General features: G+C 40.5%; 12 protein-coding genes. 6 read left to right on the top strand and 6 right to left on the bottom strand.

Annotated features, from left to right (window positions below; translation table 11 throughout):
- Positions 1-166: 166 nt before the first annotated feature.
- From B4U84_RS07940 to B4U84_RS07915, 6 genes are all read right to left on the bottom strand, one after another.
- Positions 167-1,435, bottom strand: a complete 1,269-nt coding sequence (locus B4U84_RS07940; RefSeq protein WP_131116760.1) for a glycosyltransferase — start codon at positions 1,433-1,435, stop codon at positions 167-169.
- Positions 1,436-1,580: 145 nt separating this feature from the next.
- A complete protein-coding gene (locus tag B4U84_RS07935; RefSeq protein ID WP_242677567.1) occupies positions 1,581-2,840 on the bottom strand; it encodes a glycosyltransferase family 2 protein in 1,260 nt (419 codons plus the stop codon).
- Positions 2,841-2,946: 106 nt separating this feature from the next.
- Positions 2,947-3,417, bottom strand: a complete 471-nt coding sequence (locus B4U84_RS07930) for a DUF2141 domain-containing protein (RefSeq protein ID WP_131116757.1) — start codon at positions 3,415-3,417, stop codon at positions 2,947-2,949.
- A gap of 79 nt (positions 3,418-3,496) precedes the next feature.
- On the bottom strand, positions 3,497-4,504 hold the full coding sequence (locus B4U84_RS07925; protein ID WP_017309043.1) for an NAD-dependent epimerase/dehydratase family protein: 1,008 nt from the start codon (positions 4,502-4,504) through the stop codon (positions 3,497-3,499).
- 77 nt (positions 4,505-4,581) lie between these two features.
- A complete protein-coding gene (devC, locus tag B4U84_RS07920; protein ID WP_131116754.1) occupies positions 4,582-5,760 on the bottom strand; it encodes an ABC transporter permease DevC in 1,179 nt (392 codons plus the stop codon).
- Positions 5,761-5,868: 108 nt separating this feature from the next.
- Entirely contained in the window at positions 5,869-7,068 is a 1,200-nt protein-coding gene (locus B4U84_RS07915; RefSeq protein WP_131116751.1) for an ABC exporter membrane fusion protein, read from the bottom strand.
- An 822-nt stretch (positions 7,069-7,890) separates the two neighbouring features.
- Here B4U84_RS07915 and B4U84_RS07910 point away from each other — a divergent pair.
- From B4U84_RS07910 to B4U84_RS07880, 6 genes are all read left to right on the top strand, one after another.
- On the top strand, positions 7,891-9,240 hold the full coding sequence (locus B4U84_RS07910) for a ParB/RepB/Spo0J family partition protein (RefSeq protein ID WP_131116748.1): 1,350 nt from the start codon (positions 7,891-7,893) through the stop codon (positions 9,238-9,240).
- A 767-nt stretch (positions 9,241-10,007) separates the two neighbouring features.
- Complete coding sequence (locus B4U84_RS07905; RefSeq protein WP_044452410.1) at positions 10,008-10,286, top strand: hypothetical protein; 279 nt, start codon at positions 10,008-10,010, stop codon at positions 10,284-10,286.
- A 269-nt stretch (positions 10,287-10,555) separates the two neighbouring features.
- Entirely contained in the window at positions 10,556-16,057 is a 5,502-nt protein-coding gene (locus tag B4U84_RS07900; RefSeq protein ID WP_131116745.1) for a type I polyketide synthase, read from the top strand.
- Between the two features lie 147 nt (positions 16,058-16,204).
- Positions 16,205-16,813: a peptidase associated/transthyretin-like domain-containing protein gene (locus tag B4U84_RS07890; protein ID WP_131116739.1), complete on the top strand. Its 609-nt coding sequence runs from the start codon at positions 16,205-16,207 to the stop codon at positions 16,811-16,813.
- A 136-nt stretch (positions 16,814-16,949) separates the two neighbouring features.
- Positions 16,950-18,689, top strand: a complete 1,740-nt coding sequence (locus tag B4U84_RS07885; protein ID WP_131116737.1) for an SDR family NAD(P)-dependent oxidoreductase — start codon at positions 16,950-16,952, stop codon at positions 18,687-18,689.
- A 137-nt stretch (positions 18,690-18,826) separates the two neighbouring features.
- A partial coding sequence (locus tag B4U84_RS07880; RefSeq protein ID WP_278248312.1) for a beta-ketoacyl [acyl carrier protein] synthase domain-containing protein occupies positions 18,827-21,558 on the top strand: 2,732 nt, incomplete at its 3' end.

Genomic DNA, 21,558 nt, shown 5'->3' with positions numbered 1-21,558 from the left:
CTTGCAGAATTATTTTATGGTATGAGAGGAGGCTTTTAGCTTGATTCAACTGAGTTATGCGATACGAGCAAACCAAAAAACTATCAAATCGAGAGTTCAAATGTGTCTTAGTGTCTTTGTGTTAAAAAAAATGCTATTTTTCACCACAAAGACACCAAGCAGGTAATTATAAGATTGGTGTTGCTGCTAAATTTTTGGATTTTTCTACTATTTGATGTAGTCTCTGTTCAAACTTTTGCATACATACAGACCAATCATATTCCAGAACAGAAAAACGCGCGTGGAGAGACATTTCTTCTTTGAGTTCGGGATTTTCGAGAATTCTAATTACCTTATTAGCAAAATCCCAAGGACTATTGGGTTGAGCTAAAAAGCCATTGCGACCAGGAACTACTTGTTCCGAGGTTGAGGGCGCTTTGACTGCAACTACAGGAGTTCCCGATGCTAAAGCTTCGTTGGTGGAAGTGCAGAAGTTTTCGGTAACGGATGCATTGACAAAAACATCGGCTCGTGCATACCATCCCAAGAGTTCTGTACCGTGAGATTCTCCCCAGATGGTGACGCCTTTACCAAATTGAGCTGCACGTTGACGGATTTCTTCTTGTTGGGGACCACTACCGACGATAACTAGATGTGCATCAGGGATTTTGGCAGCGACAATTGGGTATATGTCTAGAAGTTGAATCACACTTTTTTCGGGAGCAATGCGTCCAACAAACAAAAGTGTGGGACGCTTGTCGTTGGGTATGGGGTTGTAAGAGATATTTGCAGGATTAAATTTTTGGCAATCTATACCTTGATAGGGTAGGTATTCGCTACGTTGGGATTTTAAGCTTTGATATTTTTCAAGTTGTTCCCGCGAAGAAAAAAAGTTATGGTCGTAAGATTCGCTGAATTGCTTGATTAACATGGGTAACATGGGACGAATAAAGCTAAAAAATTGATTGCCCATGTAATAGCGAATATAAGCAACAATATCGGTGTGGAATAGCGATATGATTGGTGTGCCAGTTTTTTTAGCGTATTCAATACCTACTGGGCGACCGTAACCTTGTAAATAAAGTGAATAAAAGCCTCGCATTTGTGGTGCTTCTTCAACAATTACAATGTCTGGTTTAAAGTTCTCCAGTAATTTAGTATCGCTCCAGTGACGGTAGTGTAATGGTTGGGGAAGAGATTTATAAAAGATTAGGGGTTGGGTAGGAAATGCATAGGAAGAAAATTTGGGGAAAGATTGGAGTTCTTTGAGTCCCGCCATCGGACGACTACCAACTTCTTCTGGATACTGGTCGTTGATTTCTGGGTGGATAAGAAATACTTCGTGTCCCTGTTGTAGTAACCAGCGCACTCGTTGGTGTACTGCGATGGAAACCCCTGTCAAAAATGGCGCATACAATCCTGTAATTAACGCTACACGAAGAGGTTGTTTTTTCATAGTTAAGGGAGGAGTTATTTGGAGAAATGAGGAGATAGGATAATAGATGTAGCTTTTTTACACTTTGCCCAAAAAATACTGGTTTTAGAGTGTAAGGGTATAAGGGTGTAGGAATTTATGAAACGATAATAATTCTGTTAGATGTTCACAAAGATACTTTGCTATCAATGGGTTGGTCTAAGATTTGATAGGGGCGATATTGAATCAGACGAATGTGCCAAGGCCCTTTTATTTGGTAGGTGACGCCGCGCCAGGTGACTTTTGACATCCAAAAAGATAATATCAGTGCAAACCCATAAAACCAATGTGTTAGAGGTATACCAAACAGCATTCTGATTATCGTAGCTGGTGATAATTTGGTTTTGACCTTTGTGTTGTCGCGAATTATTGGTCTGACTCCGATTTCGAGGGCGATCGCCAACAATAGCAATGCTACTATATAGCTACCATAACTAGTGAAAGCTAGAGCCGCAGTATCCCATTGTTGCATCCATAACGCTACTATAGACAACACCAACAGCAAGTTCGGAAGTAGTACTGTTTGCAATGCATCAGCAATTACCGCCCACCACTGGGGATGATACAGGCGCGAAGACAACATTTGACGCTTTGTCCAGTCAAATAATCTTGGTAAATCACACTCTTCACGATTGAGAATCAACAGAGATGGTACAAACTTTACCTGGAATCCATAATTTGCAAGAACTCTACGGATCATAGTATCGTCAGTGTAGGTTCTTGCCCATCTTTCTAGTAGTTCAGTTTCGTGAATTACTTCTGTTTTCAGTGCTAAACTACCCCCCCAAGGAATGCGGTAGAGACTCATCTGCACAACAGCAGAAGAGTTCCAGAAATACCGCACCAGTGAACCCCAAGATTTACCTGTGGGTAAGTACCAGCGATTACCAGTTGTTGCGCCTACTTTCGGATTGGCTAGAGGGCTAACTAATTCGCGTAACCAGTTGGGATGAACTACCGCATCAGCATCTACAAATGCAACTATTTTGTAAGATTCATCCAATTCTGAGACAGCTTGAACTATAGAACTGCATTTGAGGCTACAGTTATATCGTCTGATAGTCAAAGGGTTAATTTGGACGTTAGTTGCACCGAGTGAAGCTATAGTTTCGGTGGCAATTTTCCAAGCTGGATCTTCACGATGATCGATAATTATCTTTAAATCATATTGTGGATAATTTTGTTGCAGAAGTGATTCTAAACAATTGGCTAGAAACGGATCGCTTCCCCGTAAACAAAGAATAACTGCTGTTTTAGGAAGCTGTTCATCTGGTAAGGAATTTCTGCGATGCGTTCTTAATGTCCATAAAAAAGCTAACGTCACAAATGTTTGAATTGCCAACCAATTTAGCAACATTCTAGACAGAGATATCGCTAGTTCTTTCATTGGTGAGGAGTGTGAGGAGTGGGGGATGAGGAGAGAAGGGAAGGGGGACTAGGGAGACTAGGGGGACTAGGAAGAGAATAAAAAACTAGCAACTATCAACAAATTCTTATGGGTCTAATCCATATTTCATTTCAATTTTGATGGTTGTATTTTTCTGCAATCGGAAACTTGCTTTATTGAATTTTGGTGTACCAGTTATGACTGATACGGTTGGGTTATTAGAAACCCCAAATCCTTCTTGAGGAATGCCTAAAAAATCTTGATTGAGTTTATAATCTCCGTTTTGATCATCCACTACAGCAACTGCATACTTCCCTGGTTTTAAACCAACAAATTCTTTGGTTACAGAACTTCCTGTAATTTTGACACAGCCGCTTTTTACGCCACTAGTCTCACTCATCGGAAATCCTTTTTCACTCGCATATACTTTCAGACAAATTTGACCTTTTTGGTGTTTGATCCCATTTACGACTACAGTAAGTGTGGTTGTGGGTTCTGCTTGCACTGTGTTAGACAAACCAATACTTACCAAACTCGGAAGTAGAAATGTCAAAAGTTTAGAAGCTTTCGTTAACATTATTTTCACCATCACAAATATATTGTTGGTAATGAATGTTATTTGTAGAGACGTACCATGGTACGTCTCTACATTCCCCCTAAGCATTAACAATTTTCTTGAGGTCTGTTTTTTTCACCCATTCTTGGGTTAAACGCATTCCTTCTTCTAATTTAATTTTGGGTTCATAGCTTAAATTTTTACGTGCTTTTTCAATTGAATAAGCATAGGGACGAGTCATAAAATCTACGGCTTCTGGTAAGATATCAGCTTGTTTACGAAAGAGTTTTTGTCCCTGGTAGCGCAGCTTGAGAAATAGTTTGAGTTCGTCTTTTGGTAGTGAAAAAGGTGCTGGTAAACCTGCCATTTCTGCCAAGCAAGTAAAATATTCTTTCCAAGTAGTTTCCTGTCCGTCAGTGATGTTGAAAGTTTCGCCGTAGGTTTCTTTTTCTATTGCTAAAAATATAGCTGTAACTAGGTTATCAATATATACATGATTGATGATTCCCATTCCATCACCAGCATAGGCAAATAATTTTTGCCGCATCATGATTAATGGTCGGACTATCCAAGGAATACTACCTGGACCGTAAACATCACCTGCTCTAAGATTAATGATGCCAAAATCAGGTGGATTATTTAGTTGTAAAAGTGCTTGTTCTGCTTCTATTTTTGTCTGACAATAGGGATTATTATCTCCTGAAAGTGGTCCTTCTTCTGTGATGTGTTTTGGATAATTAAAGCCATAAACTAATCCACTGGAGATATAAACAAAGGTTTTAACACCAGCACTTTTCGCTGCTTTAGCTATGTTGATAGTTCCATCAACGTTTACTTTGCGAAATTCTTCTAGGGAACCACCTTCTTTGGCAATTTCATCTGTGTGTACAACTATATCTACTCCCTGACAAGCTAATTCAGCAGTAGTAGAATCGGTGATATTGCCAATGATGACTTTTGTGCCTAAATTCTGTGCTTTTTTTGCTTTATCTGCGGAACTTTGCATTCCACAAACTTTCATCCCGTTGGCGATCGCTAATTGAGCAGTACGCAAACCGATAAATTCGCCAATTCCAGTGATCAGGATAGTTTTATTTTGCAAGTTCATATTTGGATACAAATTATTTGAGGAGTGTGAGAGATGAAATACCAATGACCATTGTACAGACGCGAAAAATCGCGTTTCTAAAAAATATCTGCTGGGTCTGTGGAGCGCAGTTTGTTGATAGCTAATGCACCAGATGTCATACACATTAAGATTGTTGAAATGAAAACAATGACTGCATTTTGAGGAATCATCATAATGGGTAGTTTAGTTGCTTCCATAGCAAAATCATATATGAATATAGATAGAAAAAACCCTGGAATATAACCTAAAACTGACAATATAAAAGCCTGTTGAAACACGACATTTAATAAATAATTGTTTTCATAACCTATGGCTTTTAAGGTTGCATAAGCAACTAGTTGAGTGGATATATTACTGTAGAGAATTTGATAAACAATTACGATACCAACAACTGAAGCCATTGAAAGCATAAGATTGAGTATGAAACCAATGGGTGTTCTTGTAGCCCAATATTCTTTCTCAAAATCAATGAACTCTTGGTGAGTAAAAAGTTTCACGTCATTGGGTAAATTAGCTCGCAATTCTGCTATTACTTTTTGGGGATTAGCACCTGGTTGTAGTGAAATTACACCGACATCAATCATTTCTGAAGGACGACTGTTAGGAAATATCCTCAAAAAAGTTGTGTCACTGACTATCAAGTTTCCATCTACACCAAAGGATGGCCCTAGACTAAATAAACCACCAACTCTAACTCTATAACCTCTGAGGGAATCAAAGGGAAATATTTCTAGTATTTGTTCGGTATTTTCCTGAATAAATTTATTGGCAACTGGTCCAAATTCTGGACGAGAATTCCGGTCGAAAAGTACGACGTCGGGAATTTTAATTTTATCTATATTTTTCTCAACTTCCGGCATATTCATGATTGGTCTTCCTGGTTCAAAACCAATCACATAGATTGAATATTTTTCGCCATTTTCGGGGTTTTTAAATTTAGCAAATCCCAAATATATAGGGCTAACTGACTCTACACCATCAAACCCCAAAACTTGATACAATCGAGTCCGAAAGAAGCTTTGAATTGCAGTCAAAGATTTATACTGCGAACTGACTAAAAATAAATCACCTCGGAGATTGCGATGCACCTGGGTAGCACTAGAATAAAGAGCATCTTGAAATCCAAGTTGCATAAACATCAAAATTACAATAAAACCAATGCCGGCTACAGCTACTAGTGAACGAATCTTGTTTCTGACTAGTTGCAACCATCCCAGAGGAATTTTAAACACCATGATTTGGTAATTGGTAATTGGTAATTGGTAGTTAGTGGTTAGTAATTAATAGTAAAAAACCAGCCTAGCTACTTTGTTTTGTGAGTGATTTAACTATGCTGGGAGTAGCTAAATTTTAATAGCCACATCTACCTGTAAGTTGGTTAAATCAGAGACTTGTTGACTATCTGCTGGGTTATCGAGGCGGATTTTGACTTCAACGACTCTGCGATCTGTATCTGCACCAGGGTTGACACTTAAGATATTTTGTCTGTCAACGAGTAAACCTATTTCGCTGACTGTCCCTTGTAATTTTTTACCAGGAAAGGCGGTGCTAGTGATGATTGCTTTTTGACCTATACGTACTTTTTGAATATCTGTTTGGTAAACTTCTGCGATCGCGTACATTTGAGAAATTTTACCGATCTCTACAATACCGTTAGCGGCGACTGCTTCTCCTGATTTGGCATGAGTTTTCAAAACTTTACCAGTGACTGGAGATTTTACATAAGTTAATTCATGTTGGGCTTGTGCTTGTTTCACATCAGACATTGCACTCTTGAGTTCTGCTTCTGCTAGGCGCACATCTGTGGGACGCACCTCTTTTATACTTCCTAGTTTGGCTTTAGACTCTCTGAGTTGTTGTTGGAGAGTATCAACAGTGCGCGTGAGAGCTGCTTTACCTTCAGCTAGTTGCTGTTGCAAAGTCTTCAGTTGCAAAGCTTTGCTCTCTGCTGTAGATGCGGAAATCGCACCTTCTCTATATAGTTGTTGATAGCGGTTGTTTTCAGTTTCAGCATTTTGGACTTGGGCTTCGAGACTGGCGATCGCTGCTTGCTGAGTGGTGATTTCTCCTTGTAATTGCCATTCTACCTGAGCGATCGCTGCTTTTTGAGCATCAATATCGCCTGTTTTTGCCCCAGCTTTAACCTGTGCTAGTTTAGCTTGAGCCACTGTCACACTGTCTAAAGCTTGTTGTACACCTACCAAAGTACGCGTGTATCCTTCCAGCAATGCTATGATCTGACCTGCTTTTACTTGCTCTCCTTCTTTCACTAACAGCTTTTCTACTCGTACACCATTTACTGAACTTGGAGCAGACAATTGAGTAATTTCACCATCAGGTACAATACGCCCTAAAGCAGTCACAGCAACTCTTGCAGGCGCAGCTTTCACAGGCTTTTGTGGTTCGGTTTGAACTTGAGATCGAAGCAATAACAAACTGAAGAAAGACACTAAACCCGTAGCAAAAGCAATGGAAACTGCCAAAAAAATTCCCCACCTAGTTAAAGGTTTTGCGAAGAACAAGCTTTTCTTGTCTGCTGTCATATTTTTATTGGTTGATATTGATTGTTGGTTGTTGATAGTTGGTTGTTGATGATTGGTGCTTTAAATACCAAACAACAAATAACAAAAGACTAACAATGACTCTTCGATATTACAGTTATCAGTTATCAGTTATTCATCGATTCTGGAAATTACACCTGTTTTTCTAACTGTTCACTGATTAATAGAAACCTTTACCAATGACAAATGACGGATGACGAATGACGCTCCTCGCCAGTTATCCTTATTTGTGCCGACCTAATTAAATGTAATTGATCACACAATCAACAGCAGCCTTACACCAAAATTTTCTCAATTTTACTCTTGGTAGATATCTGGTAAAGTAGGCCCTGAACAATAACAATACTAATTTAGAAAACTTTTACGTCGAAAAAGAATTTGAGTTCAAAACGAAGCGGCGATGATATGGACATCAAAAACTCGCCTTCCAATATGGCAAAAAACTTTGATGTTGTCAAGCAGGGGATCGGGGATAAGGGATCGGGGATTCTCCAGAGGAGACGCTTCGCGTAGACGCGTCAGCGGCTTCTCATAGAGTACGGGGATTGGGGATTGGGGATAAGCGAGGGAAGGGGGGAAAGGGGGGAACTTTTTTAAGAGCATTGGCTTCAATAAGGCTGTAAGAGCGAGGTAAAAGCCCCCAAATTTCTCAGTGAAATCAATCTAAAATCGAATGACCGTAAAGCATTCAGAGATCCTCATCAGAGTTTTCATAAAATTAATGTTTTTGATCGCACTGGTGAAATAAAATCGGGTTTATCGTCTTGCGGGTATTCTGACTGACGACTTAGAAAAACAGTAATTATGCCTAAAATATCTATAGACAAAATTAAAATTGGTGTGAATCGTCGTCCATTAAATGGCGAGAAAGTCAAGGATTTAAAAGAATCTATTCAAGCAAATGGTCTTTTAAACCCAATCACGGTAGATCAACATTACAACTTAATTGCTGGGTTGCACCGTTTGACGGCTTGTCAGATGCTGGGTTTAGAAGAAATTGAGTGCAATGTTGTTCATTATGAAGATACTGAACAATCTCGTTTAGCGGAAATAGACGAAAATTTGATCCGCAATGAGTTAGAACCTCTCGAACGTAATGAACTTTGGTTGGAACGAGAGCAAATTCTCCAACGGATGGGACTCAGAGCCAAAGCAGGAGATAACCAATATACCCTCAAAGGTAGTGCAACCATTTCACCACCAGCTAAAACTACCAAGGATATCGCAAAACAAACAGGTTTCTCTGAACGTACTTTGCAGCAAGGTTTACAAATTGCTAAAGCTATTCATCCAGAGGTAAAACAGTTAATTAAAGAAACGCCATTAGCCAAAAGTACTACAGCTCAGTTAGAAATAGCCAGAACTGCTACTGCTGAACGTACCTTAGCAGAACAAGCTGAAGAAGCTGCACAATTAGCCAAAGCCAAGGGAGAAGAACAAGAAGCTGAACGACAAGCACAATTAGCAGCAGAATCACGAGCCAAGCAAAAGGAGTTACAATTATTAGCCTTAAAAAGTGCGATCGCACAAAAACAAGCAAAGTCAGCTATTAAAAAAGTACCAAATCGTTTAGAAAATACAGACAGCAAAACTACCATTATTCTCAAAGAACCGCAAGTCAAAGTAGGTGATGAATTAGTGCTGGGTAGGCATTTAGTTTATTGTGGTGATACCAGTAGTAAAGATTTTAGACAACTATTACCCTCAAATGCAGCTTTAGCGATCGCCACTCTATCGCCTACTTGGAATCATGATTACTTGGTTGATGAAGCAAGAATTGTTGCAGTCGTACGTTCCCAAGATCAAATTTATGAGTTTTGCAACCAAACTCGGATGCCTTACCAGTATGAATTAATCATTAGTAACCTGTACATTGGCATTTTTTCTCATCAATCCATATCCAAGCCACAAACACCAATTCATATTGAAGGTATTGAGGGAATAATTAATTACCTGATCAACCTTTATACAAGTCATCAAGATCAATTTGTCATTGCTCCATTTATGGGAAACGGTGAAATTTTGAGCGCTTGTGAAAGGATGGGACGTATCTGTTTTATCGGAGATCCTAACCCAGAATTAGTCAGTCGCGAAATTATCCGTTGGGAAAAATGGACAGGGAAAAAAGCCAATCTCAGTGTGAGGATGGGGTGATGGGGGACAAAGAGGACAAGGGAGACAAGGGAGAATGACCAATGACCATTGTACAGACGCGATAAATCGCGTCTCTAATGACCAACAAAAAAATGTAAATAAATATTGACTTTAATAACCTCTTAATGTGTCTAGTTTATTTTTATTGCAAAATCAGCATCATTGATAGCTGAATCATCAGCTTGTCAGGAAAAATATACTGATGTTTACTGGCTGCACAATTTTTTTGATCACATTGTTAATTTAATTCCAAAATCAATATTTCTTGAAGCTATTTATTAATATAATTGCGAAAGAGATGCCTATTTATTACCGTAGTATAGGCACTTTCTACTTTTTACTTGAAGCAATAGTAAGAAATGCTACTTTTTAATGATTGTTCAAGTTAGTAATTATCTTTTTTCTAAAATTGCCTTCTACGAACAGTTCAGTTAATTCTGGCTATGCTAATCTTGGTATTAATTGTCGTTCTTTTAGGCAACAAGGCTTATTAGTTAGTGAATAATTAATTGAGAGTACATAACTACGCACTAAAAAAGTCCCTATGCCATTATTAATGATTGAGTAAGTGAACAGAATTAAACTTAAAATGCTCCTTCTTTAAATCCAATCAGGAAGCGGCTTTATCTTTCTAAGTTCTAATTAGTTCAATTATTTTTGTAATTGCTTATGAATTCAAATGAAAGGAGGTATTTTTCTGTAACGAATTTGTCAAATATTGTTTGACAGAATTCATAGAATATATTATCTTGGAAGTCGAAACTGCTATGGCATTTATCAAGATTCAGAACGTTATTCTTAACACCAGCTACATTGCCGCAGTTAAGCTAGATAATCAAACTGCCTCAGAAATAAAAAGCGTTTCTGTTCTCTTAGTTACTCCTAAGTTTCCAATATTCCAGTGTGAAAGCATCTCCCCCAATATCCATAATTACGAATGGATAGAGTTTACGGGTCAGGCAGCTAACGCACTGCAAGACTACTTTACTAGTTACAACAACGTCATCGACTTATTACCGCAATCTCAGGAGTCGAGCGTTGTGTAATATTTTTGATCTAATTGCAACAGACACAAGCAAAATTATTTTCATCGAGTAAACCGATTTAAGATTGGCGATTTTAGAATTGATATTCCAAAAAATATTAATCCAAAATCCAAAATCCAAAATCCAAAATTGTTAGGGTGACATTTGCTATTGGATGCTGATGTCAATACAAGTATTTAGCCCTTGTGCATAGGATAACTGCTGCATTAATTCGCTACAGAAACTGTAGCAGTTATATCATCCACATTACCAAAAATTAATCATCTTCTATGTCTGCTCATTCAATTGAGATTGCCTTAGCGCAATTGGAAGAACAGATAAACAATTGTGAAAAGGCAGTGGTGAGGTTTCTTGAGGTCAAAAAAAGGATGTCGGATAAGTCTATGGGAATCGAAAAAATAAACAGAAAATTGCAGCATAATCCTATTGCTATTATTGGTATGGCTTCCTTATTTCCCCAAGCGAAAAACTTGCGGGAATATTGGCAAAATATTGTTAATAAACTCGACTGTATAACCGACATTCCACCCACCCATTGGAGTGTGGAAGATTACTACGATCCAAACCCCAGGACACCAGAAGACAAAACCTATTGCAAAAGAGGCGGATTTCTCCCCCATGTTGATTTTAACCCCATGGATTTTGGGATTCCGCCAAATATTTTAGAAGTAACAGATGTCTCCCAACTGTTGAGCTTGCTAATTGCCAAACAAGCGATGGAAGATGCTGGTTACAGCGAAAACCGGGAATTTAGTCGCGAGACTGTTGGCGTCATCTTAGGATCAGCAGCTCTCAAATTAGGGATTCCCTTGGCTGCGCGTCTGCAATATCCAATTTGGGAAAAAGCCCTCAAAAGTAGCGGCTTATCTGATGAAGATACCCAAAAAGTGATTGAGAAAATCAAAAGCGCTTATGTCAAGTGGGATGAAAACGCTTTCCCCGGAATGTTAGCGAACGTCATCTCTGGACGTATTGCTAACCGTTTGAATTTAGGCGGGATAAATTGTACAGTTGACGCTGCTTGTGCAAGTTCCTTCGCCGCTCTGAAAATGGCAATTAGCGAGTTAGTCGAGCATCGTTGTGACATGATGCTGACTGGCGGCGTTGACACTGACAACTCGATCACAGCTTATATCAGTTTTAGCAAAACTCCGGCGGTGACTCCTAGCGGCGTCGTGAGACCCTTCGATACCCAGTCTGATGGCATGATGTTGGGTGAAGGTATCGGTATGGTTGTTCTCAAACGCTTAGAAGATGCGGTACGAGACAACGATAAAATCTATGCAGTCATCAAAGGTATCGGTACATCCAGCGATGGACGCTATAAAAGTATTTACGCCCCTCGCCAAGCGGGACAGGTACAAGCATTACGCCGCGCCTACGAAGATGCAGGCTTTACACCCGAAACTGTTTCCCTGATTGAAGCCCACGGTACAGGGACTATGGCGGGTGATCCAACTGAATTCGGATCTTTACGAGAATTTTTCGGAGAAAATAGTTCCAAAAGACATCATATCGCCCTTGGTACAGTCAAATCCCAGATTGGACATACAAAAGCGGCAGCTGGTGCGGCGAGTTTAATCAAAACTGCTTTGGCACTCCACCACAAAATCCTACCAGCGACAATTAACGTTACTGAACCCAATCCCAAACTTCAAATCAAGAATTCACCTTTCTATTTAAATACAGAAACAAGACCCTGGATTCGGTCAGAAGGGGAAGCACCAAGACGGGCGGGTGTCAGTTCCTTTGGCTTTGGTGGTACAAACTATCATGTGGTTCTGGAAGAATACGAAGGCGAACACAACCAAGCTTACCGCTTGCACACTGCGCCTAGTGAAGTAGTCCTGTTTGCTCAAACTCCAGCAGAGTTATTAAGCAGTTGTCAGGAAACTTTAGCTCAATTGCAGTCTGAAGCAGGTAATAAACATTATCTAGAGTTGGTCGAAGCTTGCAAAACCAAAGAAATTCCCCAGGGTGCTGCTAGGGTTGGTTTTGTCGCTGAGAATAGTGCTGAGGCTTGCAAGTTACTACAAATTAGCATTGACTTGTTGAAAAACAAAGCAACTGCAATATCCTGGGAACATCCCCAAGGTGTTTACTACCGCGCTTCTGGTATGGAATTAGCCGGAAAAGTAGTAGCTTTATTTTCCGGTCAGGGTTCGCAATACTTGAATATGGGTCGGGAATTAGTGATGAATTTCCCGGAAATGCGGAATCTGTATGGCTACATGGATAGCTTGTTATGCAAAGATAACTTGCAGCCACTATCCGAAATAGTTTTTCCCCATCCCGTATTTGAAGAGACAGAAAAGAATGCCCAAATTGCAGCATTACAACGGACACAATATGCTCAACCTGCAATTGGGATGTTAAGCGCAGGGATGTATAAAATTCTGCAACAATCTGGATTTAAGGCAGATTTCGTCGCTGGACACAGTTTTGGTGAACTGACAGCATTGTGGGCGGCGGGAGTGTTGAGTGATGCAGATTACTGCTTACTCGTGAAAGCACGGGGACAAGCAATGGCAGCACCCCAAGATCCGAATTATGATACAGGAGCAATGCTGGCGGTAAAAGAAGACCTGAGTAAAGTAGAAGCCGTACTGAGGAATTATCCCCAGGTGGCGATCGCTAACTTCAATTCACCCCGCCAAGTCGTATTAGCAGGCCCCACCAACGCTATTACCCAAGTAAAGGATGCATTACACAAACAAGGATATGCGGCTGTTTCTTTACCAGTATCCGCAGCCTTCCATACACCGCTAATTGCTTTTGCTCAAAAATCCTTTGCGATCGCCATTAAAAACGTCAACTTCCAAATTCCTCAAATCCCTGTTTACACCAACGTCACAGGAAAAGAATATCCCAAAGAACCAGCAGTCATTCAAAAAACCCTCGAAACCCACCTTTCCAACTCCGTACTGTTCAAGCAGGAAATCGAAAATATCTACGCAGCTGGGGGTTATTGCTTCGTAGAATTTGGGCCGAGAAACATTCTCACCAACTTAATCAAAGACATCTTAGGCGATCGCCCTCATATGGCGATCGCACTTAACCCCAGCGCCCAAAAGAACAGTGATCGTTCTGTGCGCGAAGCCGCTGTACAGTTGCGGGTTGCGGGTATGTCTTTGAAAAACCTCGACCCCTACCAACTACCGCCAGTAATTGCCGAACCACCGAAAAACAAAGGTTTGAACGTCAAATTATGCGGTAGTAACTACGTATCAGACAAAACGAAAATGGCATTTGAGCAAGCATTGCAGAACGGGAAAACAGTAAAATTGCAGCATAATTCTAATTCTGTTTCCACAAGTGCGATCGCATTGCCACAAACTAACGGTACTAACGGTACTAACGGACACAGCAAACAACCCCAGTTAGTAGAAAACACTGTTGAGATGGTTAAAGGGGAAATGGTAAAAACCAACGGTAACAGTAATTCCCAACCCCTAATCCCTACCTCCCCCACTTCCAGACGCGATGAATCGCGTCTCTACATTACTCCCCACACTCCCCCCACTCTCCCCACCTCCCAATCCCCGATCCCCGTTCCCCGATCCCCAATGCAACCAGAAATCCCAGATAAACTTGTAAATTACCAAAGAATTTTAGAAAGCTTAGAATACGTCCTGACACAGTTTCAACAAAATCAAAGCGAGAATTTACAAGTTCATTCCCACTACCTGAACCATCAGATGGAATATGCTAAAACATTTTTCCAACTGATGCAGCAGCAGAATTCCCTGCTTGCTAACGGTAACAATTCACCAGATACAGCCAAACTGAAACCAAGCATCATCGAAAGCTTAGACCGTAGCATGATGCAGTTTCACGCCCAACAAGGTGAAACCCTACGCATTCATCAACAATATCTCAAAGATCAGGTAGAATACACCAAAAACTTCTTCCAACTCGTTCAGCAAGAATACTCCCAACTCATCACCGACGGTGGAACCACTCAACCAGTAATTTCTACAAATGGGAGAAAAGCCACACCAGAAGAAATCAAACCAGTCAAAGAAATTAAAGAAGTCACACAAGTAACAGAAGTCAAACCACTCAAAGAAGTCACACAAGAAAACACTTCCCCCACTTCCTACACTTCCCACACACCCCACACTCCCCCGACTTCCCCCACTCCCCCTACCTCCCACACTCCCACTCCCAACACACCGACCATCAGCGCACCACCGCAACCAGTAATTACTCAACAGCCACTACCACCAGCAACATTAGTAGCATCAGCACCAACCATTGATCTATCTGAGTTAGATCAAACTCTGCTAGCCATCACCAGTGAAAAAACTGGTTATCCCATCGAAATGTTAGAACTCGACATGGATATGGAAGCAGACTTGGGAATTGACTCGATCAAACGAGTAGAAATCATGGGTGCATTGCAAGAAAAATACCCCGACTTACCCAAGCCAAGTAATGTAGAAGAACTGGCGGAACTACGTACCATCGGTCAAATCGTCCAGTATCTACAATCGTTAGTTTTTACCCCCGCGTTGGTAGAGGACAAGGGAGACATGGGGGACATGGGGGACATGGGAGACATGGGGGACACGGAGAATATTTTTGATAATTTCTCCGCGTCACCGCGTCTCTCCGTCACCGCGTCTTCAGAAGCTGTACCTGAATTCAGCAACGACTCTACCGTTGTTCACGCAAGTGTTGCAGTCGCCGCCGAACCAATCATCACCGTTACCGAAACAGCCACTCCCGCAGCAGAAATTGACTTAAGTAACCTATCTGAAACCCTGTTAGCTATTACTAGCGAAAAAACAGGTTATCCAGTCGAGATGCTAGAACTCGACATGGATATGGAAGCAGACTTGGGGATTGACTCGATTAAACGGGTAGAAATTATGGGAGCGTTACAAGAAAAATACCCTGACCTACCGAAACCGAGTAATGTGGAAGAACTAGCAGAACTACGCACCATCGGTCAAATAGTTGAGTACCTCCAGAAACTAGCTGGGGCTGAAAAAAAAAAGCAGCAACATGAATCTGTTAACCAGCCAGATGAGTTAGTACCCAACATCCAACGTCGTCCAGCCAAGCTGCAAATTCTCCCACCCCCCGACTTTTGGGAATCCCCCATACCAGAGGGACACATCGCCTTAATCACCGACGATGGTTCCCTCACCACTACCAAAGTTGCTGAGTTATTGAGTCAACGGGGATGGAAAGTAGTAGTCTTAAACTTACCTCCGTCCCTAGTTCCCGAAAAATCCCCCTTACCAGCAGGTGTGAATCGCGTTACCCTACAAGATTCTACTGAAGAACATCTACAACAACAACTAGCAGCGATCGCCACTCATTACGGTAACGTTGGCGCATTTATTCACATTCACCCCGTCTTCCAGGCTAGCAACAACAGTAAGATTGCTTATTTCCCAGCCGAAAAAGCGATTATTAAGCAAGTCTTCTTCATGGCGAAACACCTGAAAAAATCCCTCAACGCAGCAGCCAATTACGGACGCAGTTGTTTCTGTACCGTAGCACGTCTAGACGGGGCTTTTGGAGTTGAACACAAAGTTAACTTTGGGGCGATTGGTGCAGGTTTATTTGGATTAACCAAAACCATGATTTGGGAATGGCCAAAAGTATATTGTCGGGCAATAGACCTTAGTCCTGATCTTAGCGCCGAAACATCAGCACAACACATTTTTGCTGAACTTCACGACCCCAATCGTTATCTTACCGAAGTAGCCTATGGTTCCCAGGGAAGAGTAACTTTAGTTAGCGTACTCGACAGATAACAAAAGATAGAAAGACCAGGAAAGGGGGGAGACAGGGAAGACAAGGGAGAGGGGGGAGACAAGGGAGAAGAAATACCTCCTTGTCCTCCTATTCCCCCTAGTCCTCCTAGTCCTCCTCGTCCTCCTTCCCACCTCACTCTTGAAGATATGTCCAAGCATCAAACAATAACTTTTCTTGGTCGCGTTATTGACCAAAAAAAACAAGCTCCAATTAGTAGGGCTAAAATTTTACTAACATATCCAGGTAATTCAGTGATTACCTACACAGATTTAGAAGGAATATATCGATTAACAATTAACTTTAATAACAGCGATTCTTTGCAATCACAATTATCTATTCAAGCCAATGGCTACAAAAATTATAACTCTTCAATAAAACTATCACCAAAACAAAAAGATCTTGGTGATGTTCGACTAGTTGAACCTAATTCTAACTTGAGTTCATCTTCTAATATTAAATCTAGTTCTAGTTCTAGTTCTAGTTCTAGCTCTAATTCTAATTCTAGTAACAAATCAAGCTCAGATTCTAGTTCTAGTTCTAGTTTAGCTTCTAGTAATAAATTAAGTACAAATTCTAGTTCACAATCTCAATCTCAAAATAACAATTTTGTTCCTTTGCCAATAATCATAGCAGTCATGATGATGATGTTTTTAATGATGGCGATCGCCTTCAAACCTTCACCTCAAAAAAATCCAGTTAATAGGCGCAATACACTTAGTGTCTTAGTGCCTACCCTGCGCTTCGACACGGAGTGACTACTTGCAGAAGTCGCTAACGCGCCTACCGTAGGTAGCCGCTGGCGCGTCTATGTGTTTCAATATTTTATCACCACAAAGACACCAAGTATTTTCAACTTTATTTATTGAAATTATCTCTGCGAGAGGATAAGTTATGATTACAGCAACTCAGATTCGCCCTACATCTGTTTTCTTGGTCAGTGGTGGGGCTAAGGGAATTACGGCTAAATGTACAATTAGATTAGCACAGCAGCATCCTTGTAAGTTTATTTTGCTAGGACGTTCGGAACTTTTAGAAACAGAACCAGATTTTGCTCAAAATTGTTTTGATGAAGCAACATTAAAAAAACGCATCATGGAATATATTCTTTCCACTGGAGAGAAGCCCACACCCATGAGTGTACAGAAGTTATATAATCAAATAGCATCGAGTCGAGAAATTAAAGAAACATTAGCAGCAATTCAACAAGCAGGTGGACAAGCCGAATATATTAGTGTAGATGTCACTGATACTTCAGCTTTAAATCAAAAACTGACTGCTACTGTTCAACGCATGGGTGAAATAACAGGTATCATTCATGGTGCTGGTAATTTAGCCGATAAATTAATTGAAAAGAAAACAGAACAGGATTTTGAAAAAGTTTATACAGCTAAAGTTCAAGGGCTAGAAAATATTTTAGCTTGTGTCAAACCTAATCAGATTGAGCATTTAGTCTTATTTTCTTCCGTAACTGGTTTTTACGGTAATATCGGACAATCTGATTACGCGATCGCTAACGAAATTCTCAACAAATCAGCCCATTTATTTAAACAACAAAATCCTCAATCTCACGTTGTTGCAATTAACTGGGGAGGTTGGGATAGTGGAATGGTGACAGCAGAATTGAAAAAAGAATTTGCGCGTCGGGGTATTGATATAATCCCAGTAGAAGCAGGGACACAAATGTTAGTCAGAGAACTGCATAATACTAATCACAATACCACACAAGTTGTGATTGGTAGCCCCATGCCTACACCAGCTGCGTCTTTAGATACTGAACTTCGTAGTTATCGCATCCGTCGCAAACTTACACTTGCAGCAAATCCATTTTTACAGGATCATGTCATCGCTGGAAATCCTGTTTTACCAGCTACCTGTGCAGTTTCATGGATGTCTGATGTCTGTGAAAAATTATATCCAGGCTATAAAGCATTCAGTAGCACAGATTTCCGAATTTTTAAAGGAATTACCTTTAACGAAACCCTCGCAGATGAATACATTCTCGACTTACAAGAAACATCCAAAAACCTCGATAATCACGAAATAAATTTCCTGTGCAGAATCTGGAGTAAAAACCCCGAAAGTAAAACCATATATCACTTCAGCACACAAGTTAAACTCTTGCGTGATATTCCTCCCGCTCCCATCTATGAAAAACTGAACCTGACAGAAGATAATATCATCACCACCATAGATAAAGACTTTTATCAAACAGGAGAATCCGCATTATTTCATGGCGCAGCTTTTCAACAACTCAGAAGAGTTATAAACATTAACTCACAAAAAATCACCGTCGAATGTTTTTGGCAAGAAATCGACAAAGCCAAACAAGGACAATTTCCAGCATATTGGATCAATGGATTCACAACTGATTTGAGTACCCATCCCTTATGGATTTGGCTAAATCATTACCATCAAGAAATTTGCTTACCAGGACAACAAGAAAAATACGAACAATTTGCTAAAACCCCCTACAACGAACCATTCTACGTCTCCTGCGAAGTCAGAAGCAAAACACAAACAGGTGTTATTGCTGACTTCTTCGTACACGATAAACAAGGAAAAATCTACTCACAACTTCTCGGAGGAAAAGGTATTATCTTCCCAGCCAAATTAATGCGTCCAAAAGCATAATTCTCTCTGTGTCCTCTGCGTCTCTGCGGTTTTTCAAATAGACATCTTTGTGTCTTAGTGTCTTCGTGTTTAAAATATTCTTTTTTTACCACCAAGGCACAAAGACACCAAGAAATAATAGTATTAGGAGAATATCTGTGGAAAAAATTGCCATTATCGGATTCTCATGCTTATTTCCTAACGCCAAAAATCCTGAAGAATTTTGGCAAAACCTTATTCAAAAAAAAGATTCAACATCATCTTTAACTTCCCAAGAACTCGGAGTCAATCCTCAAACATTTTACGAACAAACCAAAGGAAAAACAGATAAAGTTTACTCTCTCAAAGGTGGATTCATCCGCGATTTTCAATTTGATACTACAGGTTACAAACTACCAGCAAAAGTATTAGAAAAACTAGATAATACCTTTAAATGGTCGCTCTATGTTGCTAAACAAGCTTTGCAACATAGCGGTTATTTCAATCAAGAATCTATTCTCTCTCAATGCGGAGTCATATTAGGTACACTCTCTCTTCCTACCAAAGCATCTAATCAATTATTCGCACCAATTTATCAACAAATCCTGACACCTGCAATTAGAGAACTCATACAACAGCAAGACTTTGATTTAGCTGCTTTAAATTCATCTGAGGAAGCTTCATTTTACAATGCGATGATCTCAGGCTTACCAGCAGCGATTATTGCTCAAGCTTTCTCATTATCAAATATACATTTTTGTATCGATGCTGCCTGTTCATCGCCACAATATTCTATCAGGTTGGCATCTCATTATTTGTGGACACACAAAGCTGATTTGATGTTAGCAGGTGGTATCAGCTGTGCAGATCCGCTATTTATTAGAATGTTGTTTTCTGGAATTCAAGGATATCCCGAAAATGATGATATTAGCCGTCCTTTAGATAAATTATCGCGGGGGATGCTGACTGCGGAAGGTGCAGGGATGGTGGTACTGAAGCGATATAGTGATGCTGTTAGAGATGGCGATCGCATTTATGCTACCATCACGGGTAATGGTCTTTCTAATGATGGTCGGGGTAAACACTTACTCAGCCCCAATACTAAAGGACAAACCATTGCTTTTGAGCGTGCCTACCAAGAAGCACAGATTAATCCTAGTAATATAGATTACATGGAATGCCATGCGACGGGGACATTGTTAGGCGATACCACCGAGTCCCAATCAATAGAAACCTTCTTCGGTAAATACCAAGCCACACCTTTACTCGGTTCTGTAAAATCTAATGTTGGTCACTTGCTGACAGCTGCTGGTAGCGTTAGTTTAATTAAAGTGCTGATGAGCATGTCTAATGGCGTCATTCCAGCCACAATCAATATTACAGAACCGATGGGTACAGACAACAATGTTGTCTCACCGCAACGCATTGTTACCAACACCACCAATTGGCCAGGAAACCAACCGATAAAACGCGCCGCTATCAGTGCATTTGGTTTGGGTGGAACTAATGCTCATATGATTTTAGAAGAAGGATCGGGGATCGGGGATCGGGGACAAGGGGAACAAGGGGGACATGGGAGACATGTGGGACAAGGGGGACAAAAAGAGTTCCTGATCCCCGATCCCCGATCCCCGATCCCCTTTCCCCAATCCCCTTTCCCCCCTAAACTCGCTATTGTCGGGATGGATACCTTTTTTGGTGGATGTGATGGTTTAGATGCTTTTGAACGCAGTATTTACGAGGGTAGACAACATTTTATTCCTCTACCCCCCCAGAGATGGTACGGAATAGAGAAGCAAACAGAGTTACTGAAAAAATACGGTTTGGCTGACGGGAAACCACCATTAGGCGCATACATTACAGATTTTGAAATTGATACAGTTTCCAGCAAAATTCCGCCGAATGAACTAGAAAAACTCAATCAACAACAATTATTATTATTGAAAGTTGCCGAACGTGCCTTAAAAGATGCAGGTATTAAAGAAGGTGCAAATGTAGCAGTAATAATTGCCGCAGAAACGGAATTTTCTGTACATCATTTACAGCAAAGATGGAATTTAGATTGGCAGATTAAGGAAGGCTTAATTGCCGGAGAAATTTCTCTACCAGCTGATAAAGTTGATCAATTAGAAACCATCGTTAAAGATGGTATTCATCATCCCGTTGAAAGCAGCGAATATGTAAGTTATATCGCTAATATTATGGCGAGTCGTATTTCTTCGCTGTGGGATTTTACAGCACCTGCGTTTACTATAACTGCGGGTGAAAATTCGACTTTCAAAATTTTAGAAGTCGCCCAACATTTACTCACAACTGGAGAAGCAGATGCTGTACTTGTGGGTGCAGTTGATTTAGCTGGCGGGATGGAAAATGTATTGTTGCGAAATCAAAGAACAGCAATTAATTCTGGTACAAATACCCTCAGCTATGATCAAAAAGTTAATGGCTGGATGGTTGGAGAAGGTGCAGGTGCGGTAGTCTTAAAACTGCATGAAACTGCGAAAAAAGAACGCGATCACATTTACGCAGCTGTTGATGCAATCAGTTTTGTGCAAGATAGTTTAGGAAATAGTAATCCTAAAGCCATTCACCAAGTTTGTCAGCAAGCTTTGTTAATGGCGGGTATCAAACCATCTGATGTGAACTATCTCGAAGTTTACGGTAGTGGTAACAAACAAGAAGACGAAGCTGAAATCACAGGTTTGCTTAGGGCTTATCCAGGAAGTGCAAATGATTTAAACTATGCAATTGGCAGTGTGAAAGCTAATATCGGTCATACATACACTGCATCGGGAATTGCTAGTTTAATCAAAACAGCCTTGTGTCTTTACTATAGATATATTCCCGGTACACCAAATTGGACGGGGATTGGGGATCGGGGATCGGGGATCGGGGATCGGGGACAAGGGGA

The organism is Westiellopsis prolifica IICB1, assembly GCF_004323185.1.
Lineage (GTDB): Bacteria > Cyanobacteriota > Cyanobacteriia > Cyanobacteriales > Nostocaceae > Pelatocladus > Pelatocladus prolificus_A.
This window is presented reverse-complemented; position numbering and strand designations above follow the sequence as displayed.

Excerpts from the sequence above, each read along its gene's own strand:
- B4U84_RS07900 (WP_131116745.1), top strand. The coding sequence starts at position 10,556 with ATGTCTGCTCATTCAATTGAGATTGCCTTAGCGCAATTGGAAGAACAG.
- B4U84_RS07930 (WP_131116757.1), bottom strand. The coding sequence starts at position 3,417 with ATGTTAACGAAAGCTTCTAAACTTTTGACATTTCTACTTCCGAGTTTG.
- devC (WP_131116754.1), bottom strand. The coding sequence starts at position 5,760 with ATGGTGTTTAAAATTCCTCTGGGATGGTTGCAACTAGTCAGAAACAAG.
- B4U84_RS07885 (WP_131116737.1), top strand. The coding sequence starts at position 16,950 with ATGATTACAGCAACTCAGATTCGCCCTACATCTGTTTTCTTGGTCAGT.
- B4U84_RS07935 (WP_242677567.1), bottom strand. The coding sequence starts at position 2,840 with ATGAAAGAACTAGCGATATCTCTGTCTAGAATGTTGCTAAATTGGTTG.
- B4U84_RS07890 (WP_131116739.1), top strand. The coding sequence starts at position 16,205 with ATGTCCAAGCATCAAACAATAACTTTTCTTGGTCGCGTTATTGACCAA.
- B4U84_RS07915 (WP_131116751.1), bottom strand. The coding sequence starts at position 7,068 with ATGACAGCAGACAAGAAAAGCTTGTTCTTCGCAAAACCTTTAACTAGG.
- B4U84_RS07940 (WP_131116760.1), bottom strand. The coding sequence starts at position 1,435 with ATGAAAAAACAACCTCTTCGTGTAGCGTTAATTACAGGATTGTATGCG.
- B4U84_RS07925 (WP_017309043.1), bottom strand. The coding sequence starts at position 4,504 with ATGAACTTGCAAAATAAAACTATCCTGATCACTGGAATTGGCGAATTT.
- B4U84_RS07910 (WP_131116748.1), top strand. The coding sequence starts at position 7,891 with ATGCCTAAAATATCTATAGACAAAATTAAAATTGGTGTGAATCGTCGT.
- B4U84_RS07905 (WP_044452410.1), top strand. The coding sequence starts at position 10,008 with ATGGCATTTATCAAGATTCAGAACGTTATTCTTAACACCAGCTACATT.